This is a genomic window from Devosia insulae DS-56 (assembly GCF_000970465.2).
Lineage (GTDB): Bacteria > Pseudomonadota > Alphaproteobacteria > Rhizobiales > Devosiaceae > Devosia_A > Devosia_A insulae.
Genome location: NZ_LAJE02000255.1, coordinates 1 through 7,220, shown reverse-complemented (window position 1 = coordinate 7,220; position 7,220 = coordinate 1). Strand labels below are relative to the sequence as shown.

At 65.0% G+C, this 7,220-nt stretch carries 7 protein-coding genes and 1 pseudogene; 4 read left to right on the top strand and 4 right to left on the bottom strand.

Annotated elements, in window-relative coordinates; genetic code table 11:
• Positions 1-67: 67 nt before the first annotated feature.
• The 4 genes from VW23_RS18110 to VW23_RS18095 form a co-directional block, all read right to left on the bottom strand.
• Positions 68-880, bottom strand: coding sequence for an ABC transporter permease (locus VW23_RS18110; protein WP_069910949.1), 813 nt, complete (start codon positions 878-880; stop codon positions 68-70).
• Positions 871-1,968, bottom strand: a complete 1,098-nt coding sequence (locus VW23_RS18105; protein WP_084646284.1) for a type 1 periplasmic-binding domain-containing protein — start codon at positions 1,966-1,968, stop codon at positions 871-873. Before VW23_RS18105 ends, VW23_RS18110 begins: the two co-directional genes overlap by 10 nt.
• A gap of 265 nt (positions 1,969-2,233) precedes the next feature.
• Positions 2,234-3,226, bottom strand: a complete 993-nt coding sequence (locus VW23_RS18100) for a PQQ-dependent catabolism-associated beta-propeller protein (protein ID WP_069910948.1) — start codon at positions 3,224-3,226, stop codon at positions 2,234-2,236.
• Positions 3,223-3,636, bottom strand: coding sequence for a cupredoxin domain-containing protein (locus VW23_RS18095; RefSeq protein WP_084646286.1), 414 nt, complete (start codon positions 3,634-3,636; stop codon positions 3,223-3,225). The genes VW23_RS18100 and VW23_RS18095 overlap by 4 nt, the downstream gene beginning before the upstream one ends.
• A 171-nt stretch (positions 3,637-3,807) precedes the next feature.
• On the opposite strand from VW23_RS18095, the gene VW23_RS18090 reads away from it, so the two are divergent.
• The 4 genes and pseudogenes from VW23_RS18090 (at position 3,808) to VW23_RS18075 (ending at position 7,095) form a co-directional block, all read left to right on the top strand.
• Entirely contained in the window at positions 3,808-4,803 is a 996-nt protein-coding gene (locus VW23_RS18090) for an ABC transporter substrate-binding protein (protein WP_069910946.1), read from the top strand.
• Between the two features lie 104 nt (positions 4,804-4,907).
• Positions 4,908-5,615 (top strand): ABC transporter permease, encoded by a 708-nt coding sequence (locus tag VW23_RS18085; protein ID WP_201788069.1) that lies wholly within the window; start codon positions 4,908-4,910, stop codon positions 5,613-5,615.
• Positions 5,597-6,064, top strand: a pseudogene (locus tag VW23_RS29820) (ATP-binding cassette domain-containing protein); the annotation flags it as partial. The gene VW23_RS18085 and the pseudogene VW23_RS29820, both read left to right, overlap by 19 nt.
• Before the next feature lie 278 nt (positions 6,065-6,342).
• Positions 6,343-7,095, top strand: a complete 753-nt coding sequence (locus tag VW23_RS18075; RefSeq protein ID WP_069910943.1) for an ATP-binding cassette domain-containing protein — start codon at positions 6,343-6,345, stop codon at positions 7,093-7,095.
• Positions 7,096-7,220: the final 125 nt, after the last annotated feature.

Below are 7,220 nucleotides of genomic sequence, written 5' to 3'. Positions count from 1 at the left end.
GAGCGCTCGTCGGCAGCGTCAGATGTGTATAAGAGACAGTGTCAGCCGCGTGCCACAAGCACGTGGCCTAATCCCGCTTCACCTTGCGGATCGCCCCGGCCTGCGGATCGTAGCCGCGCGCCGCCAGCACAAACGCCGCCGCGGCGCACCCAGCGACTACGCCGAGCGAGGTGAGATTGAGCTGCCCGTACATGGCGAAGCGGATCAGCTCCACCGCGTGGGTGAAGGGGTTCACGACGCTCAGCCAGTAGACGATCTCGGCGCCGGATTCGCGCAGCTTCCACAGCGGGTAGAGCGCTGAGCTCAGGAAGAACATCGGGAACACCACGAAGTTCATCATCCCGGCAAAGTTCTCGATCTGCGGCGTGTAGACCGATACCAGGAGCCCGATCGAACCCAGCATCAGCCCGGCGAGGATGATCGCCGGAATAGCGGTGAGGTAGCCGAAATCCGGCACCCCATAGCCGACGAGCCGCGCGACGATCAGGAAGGCATAGGCCTGCAGCAGCGCCAGGATGGTGGCGCCGGTGATCTTGGCGAACAGCAGGAAGCCGCGCGGCAGCGGCGTCACCAGCATCACCCGCATCACCCCGGCCTCGCGGTCATAGACCATCGACAGCGCCGACTGCATGCACTGGAACAGGATGACGATGCCCACCAGCCCGGGCAGGATATATTCCTGGTAGGGCGTATAGGTCTGGTACGGCGGCACGATCGAAACGCCGAGCAGGTCATGCAGGCCGGTGGCGAAGACGATGAGCCACAAAGCCGGCCGCACCAGCGCCGACAGCAGCCTTTCGGTCTGGCGCAGGAACTTGGCGATCTCCCGCCAGGTGATGGCGTAGACCCCAAGCCACAGGTGTTGTACGCTTACTGACACTTGTGCTCCGGCTCGTCGGTGCCCAGCGTATCGAGCACATTGGTCTGGTGCAAAAACCCTTCGAGCGGCGCCTCGGCGATGACGGCGTTATGCGTCGCGAGCACGATCGGAAACCGCATCTGCCCGTCCCATGGCCGGAAGTTGAGCTGCACCCCCTTGGCCCCATCGATCTTCAGCCGGTTGCCGCGGATATAGTCGGCGGTCTTCTGGTATTCGCCGCTGCGCGCCTTGGCGTAAGCGGTGACGATGGCCTTGGCGGCGATCCAGCTCGACCAGTCCTGCCCGGTCATCCGTCGTCCGTCAGTCAGCGTCTCGAAGCGTGAGGTGACCTGGGTCGAGCCATCCCGATCCCAGCTCCACTGCCACTCCGACGCGACCAGTCCAGTCGAGCCCACCACCAGCCGCGGCAGCTGCGTGTCGTAGGGCAAGTAGCGCGAGAACTCGCCCTGGTGGTCGGCGACGAACACCACGTCGTAATCGGCATTGCCGGTGATCAGCAGCGAGTTGTTCTTCTCGCGGTTGGCCGGGTCGGTGGCGAGGGTGAACTCGCGCTCGTCGACGATGTTGAAGCGCTGCCGCTCGGCCGAAGCGCGGAACGCCGCCGCCATCGCCTTGTCGCGCGGCTCGGCCCCCACCAGCATCAGCACCTTGGTCCAGTTGCGGGTGCGCAAGAGCTGCACCATGGCGTCGGACAGCATGCGGTCCGACGCGGCAGTGTGGAGGAGGTTCGGGTAGCAGCGCTGGCGCAGGTAATCCTCCGGCGCCGTGGCATTGAGCAGCGTCACCGGCCACTCGCGGGTTTGCCCCGCCACCTGGTCCACCAGCTCGGCCGGCAGGTCGAGGATGACGAACTGTTCGCCAGCCTTCACCATTTCGTCGAGCTTGGCCACCAGCGAGGCCGCGTCGGTCGCCTCCTGGTGATCCAGCACCACCTGCTGGTCCACCGCGTCCGACACCACCTTCATCTCCGCAACGCCCATCGTCGCCCCATCGATCGGGTTGCCGCCGGGCGCGATTTCGATGCGGGTATAGACGAGGTCGGGATGATAGCGCGGGTCGTCCTGCAGCCCCAGATAGCCGATTTTCACTTCGGCAGAAAATGCGGCGCCGCTCAGGAGCAGCGACGCCGCCAGGGGGAGGAGTCCGAGGAATTTGCGCGGACGACGCCACAGCGACCCCTCGCCCCTGAGGGGAGAGGGTAGCGAAGGTAGAAGCGAAGCGACGTACCGTAGCTTGGGTGAGGGGTTCAGCTTCTCAACGAGCGTACGTTGCACCGCTTCACCCCTCATCCGGCGCTGCGCGCCACCTTCTCCCCTGAGGGGAGAAGGGAACGGTGCGGCCTGCAAGCCAACATCAGTCATCGATCACCACCGAATGCGGGACGCGTCCCACCGGTACCGACTTGATCGGCTTCATCGAAGCCATGTCGATGACCGTGATGTCGTCCGACAGCCCGTTCGCCACATAGGCTCGGGACTCGTCGCTACTGAGATCCACCGACCAGGCGCGCCTGCCCACCAGTACATATTGCAGCACGTCGTGCGTCTTGCCGTCGATGATGACGATATGGTTGGCGCGCCCCAGGCTGAGCAGGATCTTCGAACCATCCCGGGTCACCGCCATCCCCACCGGCGTCACGTCTTCCTCGCGGAAGCCTGGTGGCACGAAGATCAGGCTGTCGCCCTTGATCTCGTTGGTCGCCGTATCGATGATGTAGATCTCCGATGACAGCTCGCAGCTGACCCAGAGCTCCGTCCCATCCGGCGTCAGGATGAAGCGGCGCGGCCGGGTGCCGACGAGGATGTTCTTGGTCACCGCCCCGGTGGTGGTGTCGACCACGTGCACCATGTCGGCGACTTCCGAGGTCACATAAGCGGTCTTGCCGTCCGGCATCACCAGCACGCCTTCCGGCTCGGCGCCGGTCGGGATGTCCTGGATGGAGACGCGCGTCTCCATGTCGATCGCCTCGAGCCGCGAGTCCTCTTCGTTGGAAACGTAGATCACCTTTTCGTCCGGCGAGAACGCGAACACTTCCGGCGACGGACCGGTGGGGATCGAGTCCACCACTTCGAGGCTCGCCACGTCGATCACATCGATCGCGTCATCGTCGCCACAGGCGACGTAGAGCAGCTCCTTGGCCGCATTGAAGTGCATGTCGCGCGGCCGCCGCGAGGTGGCGATGCGTTTCACCACCGCCAGCGACTGGTCGAGCACCACCACTTCGTTGCCCTTTTCGGTGGAGACGAAAATCATCCCCGTGCCCTTGGCGACGGCGGCCCGCGGCACCGCACTCGAGGCGAGCAGTGCCGCCGCCGTCGCGACGAATGTGCGTCGGGTGAACCTCATTTGACGATGAACTTCCCCTTGAGCCCGCGGTTCTCGTAGCCCGGCACGTAGATTTCATACTCGCCCGGACGGATCGGCACGAACGAGATGTTGAAGGTACCGGCATCGTCGAACTCCACCGAGTAAAGCCCGTAGCTCTTCACCTCGAGGTCATTGACGACGATCTGGTTGATCCACGCATTGCGGAACAGCTCGGGCGCCACCACCGAAATCTCTTCGTTGCCGTCCGAGGTGATATCGAGCTGGTAGTATTTGCCGGTCTCGAGCTCCCATACCTCCTGCGAAAACTTCAGGTCCACCGTGTTGATCTCGAGCGTCAGGTCGGTGCCGTTGGCGGCAAGATTGCCTTCCGCCTGCGCCGCTCCGGTGAGCAGCAGAGCAGCAGTCGCGGCGACGAGGAATGACTTCATTTTGGTGGCCCCCATAGGCAGTTTCGATCAGTGTTATCGCTATTTACAATCTGCTTTCCCGCCCCGCCCCAGCAACCCGCCAGCCGCAATACATGATATAGCCAAGCCCAATGATCCCGGGTGCTAGCGCTGCACTCACTACTGATCTCGACGCGTTCCGCGGGAGGAACTATGCGCAAAATTCTTCAGGCCGTTCTGCTGGGTTTGACCCTGGTGCTCGGCGTCGTCTCCGGCGCCTTCGCCCAGCATGGCGAGCCGGAAAAACTGTCGCTCGGCGTGCAGGCTACCGGCACGGTGAAATGGGAGCTCGCCGCCATGCAGGCGCTCGAGCTCGACAAGAAGCATCACCTGAAACTCGACATCCGCGATGTCGCCGATTCGAAGGCCGGGCAGATCGCGCTGCAGGCCAAACAAGTCGACGTCATCCTCTCGGATTTCGTCTGGGTCTCGATCCAGCGCCACCAGGGTAACATGGTCACCATGGTACCGCACTCGCTGACCGTTGGCGGCCTCGTCGTCGATCCGGCCGCCGGCATCGCCAGCGTCGCGGACCTCAAGGGCAAGACCCTCGCCGTCTCCGGCAGCCCGGTCGACAAGAGCTATGTCATCCTCGCCGCCTTCTACAACAAGCTGACCGGCGGCAACCTCACCGAGGAGGCCGAAGCCAAGTTCGGGGCGCCCCCGCTGGTCAACGAGCTGATCACCGGCGGCCAGGCCCAGGCTGCACTCAACCTCTGGAACTGGAACTCGCGCGCCAAGCTGGCGGGAAAGACCGAACTGATCTCGGTTGCCACGATGCTCGCCGATCTGGGCGTCTCCGAAACCCCGCCGCTGCTCGGCTGGGCCTTTTTCGACGAAACCGGCCGCGAAAAGAAAGCCGCCATCAAGGGCTTCCTCGATGCCAGCTTCGAGACCAAGCATGCGCTCCTCACCGACGATGCGCTGTGGGACAAAATCCGCGAGGTGATGAATGTCGGCGATGATGACGCGCTGTTCGCCCAGCTGCGCGACGACTACCGCGCCGGCATCGTCACCAAATACGCTGCCTCGAGCATGCAGCCGGCAGAAGAGTCCTTCGCCGTCATGGCCAAGTTCGGCGGCCCGGACGTCGTCGGGGATTCGACCGAACTGGCCGATGGCACCTTCTGGAAAGGCTATCGCAAATAGCCGTTGAACTGCGCGACGGCAGGACCGCAGCCGTAACCACCGACAGCCGGCAGCAGCGCGCGGCGAGACGAGGTATTCCCCTCGAGCTCGTCAGCCTGCTGCTGTTGCTGGCCGTATGGCAGGTCCTCGCCATGCTGTTCCCGTCGCGCCTGTTCCCTACCCCCATCGATGTCGGCGCCCATGTCTGGACGCTGGCGACGACGGGGAAGCTCTTGCCCGATCTGGGCAAGACCCTCACCCGCGCCAGCATCGCCTTCGTCATCGCCATGGCGCTCGGCACCGCTATCGGCATCGGGCTCGGCCGCTCACGCGTCGCCGACCGGCTGTTCTCCGCCTGGGTGGTGGTCGGCCTCAACGTCCCGGCGATCGTCATCGCCATCGTGCTCTACATCTGGCTCGGCCTCACCGAATTCGCGCTGATCCTCGCCGTGGTGCTCAACAAGCTGCCGCTGGTCATCGCCACCATCCGTGAGGGGGTGCGCAGCTTCGATCCCGCCTATGACGATCTCGGCCGCGCTTTCCGCATGCCGTTCCTGCGCCAGCTGCGGCTGATCGCCGTGCCGCAGCTGATGCCGTTCGTCCTCGCCGCGGCGCGTACCGGGCTGAGCCTGATCTGGAAGATCGTCCTCGTCTTCGAGGTGCTGGGCTCGGATGGCGGCGTCGGCTTCCGCATTTCGGTGTTCTTCCAGTTCTTCGACATCAAGGGCATCTTCGCCTACACCACCGCCTTCATCCTGGTGGTCTTCGTCTTCGAGTACCTGATCCTCCGGCCGCTCGAGCGCCGGGTGCTGAAATGGCGGCAGCCGCGATGACCGGCCCTCGTCTCGATATCGCCGTCGAGGGCAAGCGCTTCGATTTCCTGCCCGAGCCGCTGCTCGAGCGCCTCGACCTGGTCGTCGAGTCCTCGTCGGTCGTGGCTCTGGTCGGTCCCTCCGGCGTCGGCAAATCGACGCTGCTGCGCATGGTCGGCGGCATCGACACGCTGTTCTCCGGAACCGTGCTGGTCGACGGAGTTCCGGCCGCTTCTGCCCAGCCCGCCGGCTTCGTGTTCCAGGATGCACGCCTCCTCCCCTGGCTCACCGCGCTCGACAACATTCGCGCCGTTCGCCCGGAGACCACCGAGGCCGCGGCCCTCGAGATGCTCGGCCGGGTCGGCCTGTCGGGGTTCGAGCACTACTTCCCGCATGAGCTGTCGGGCGGCATGCAGCGCCGCGTGGCGCTGGCCCGCGCCTTTTCGGTCAATCCGCGCCTCTTGCTGCTCGACGAACCCTTCGTGTCGCTCGACCGCACCCTGGTGCGCGAGATGGAGGAGGTGCTGTCCGCACTGGTCGAAGCGAGCCGCCCCACCGTGCTGCTGGTCACCCACCTGCCCGAGGATGCGGCGATGCTGGCCGACCGCGCCATCGTGCTCGCTGGCCGCCCCGCCCGCATCGCCGCCGACTACCGCTTCGACATCCCGCGCGGCCAACGCAGCCGCGAGCAGCGCGAGGCCATCGCCAACCAGATCGCTGCCTCGATCGGCATGAGGGAGACCACCGCGTGACCGAGCCCGTCCTCGCCCTGACCGATGTCAGAAAATCCTACGGCAGCAACGAGGCGCTGAAGGGTGTCTCGCTCGACATCGCGCCCGGCGAAATCGTCGGCCTGCTCGGCCCCAACGGCGCCGGCAAATCCACCCTGTTCCAGATCTGCTCCGGCCTGTTCTCCCCCGATGGGGGCGAGGTCAGGCTGTTCGGCATGGGCTACAAGGACAACGCCTCCGAGATCCTGAAGCAGCTCGGCGTGGTGTTCCAGTCGCGCTCGCTCGATCTCGATATGAGCGTGCGCGCCAACCTCAAATTCCATGGCAACCTGTTCGGCCTGTCCGGCAAGCTGCTCAACCAGCGGATCGACACCGCTGCAGCGTTCTTCGCCGTCACCGAACTGATCGACAAACCGGTCCGCACCCTCTCCGGCGGCAACCAGCGCCGCATCGAGATCGTCCGCGCCACCCTCAACATGCCCGCGCTGCTGCTGATGGACGAGCCCTCGGTCGGCCTCGACCCCACTACGCGTAAACTGCTCGGCCAGCACATCCGTGGCCTCCGCGATACGCACCAGACCTCGATCCTCTGGGCCACCCACCTGGTCGAAGAAGTCGAACACGCCGACCGCATCGCCCTGATCGTTGCCGGCAAAATCATCCGGGTGGGCACGCCGGCCGAGATCATCGCGGCGGCGGGGACCGAGACGCTGGCGGATGCCTATATCGCGCTGACGGGTGTGAAGCCGATGGCGGCTGTGGTGGAATAGGCAAACACGCGGCCGCCGGTGCGGGCTGACCCCCACCCCTCCCCCTAAACATGGGGAGGGAGACCCTCTCACGGGTATCGAGGTCGACGTCTCCCTCCCCCTACTTCAGGGGGAGGGGACAGGGG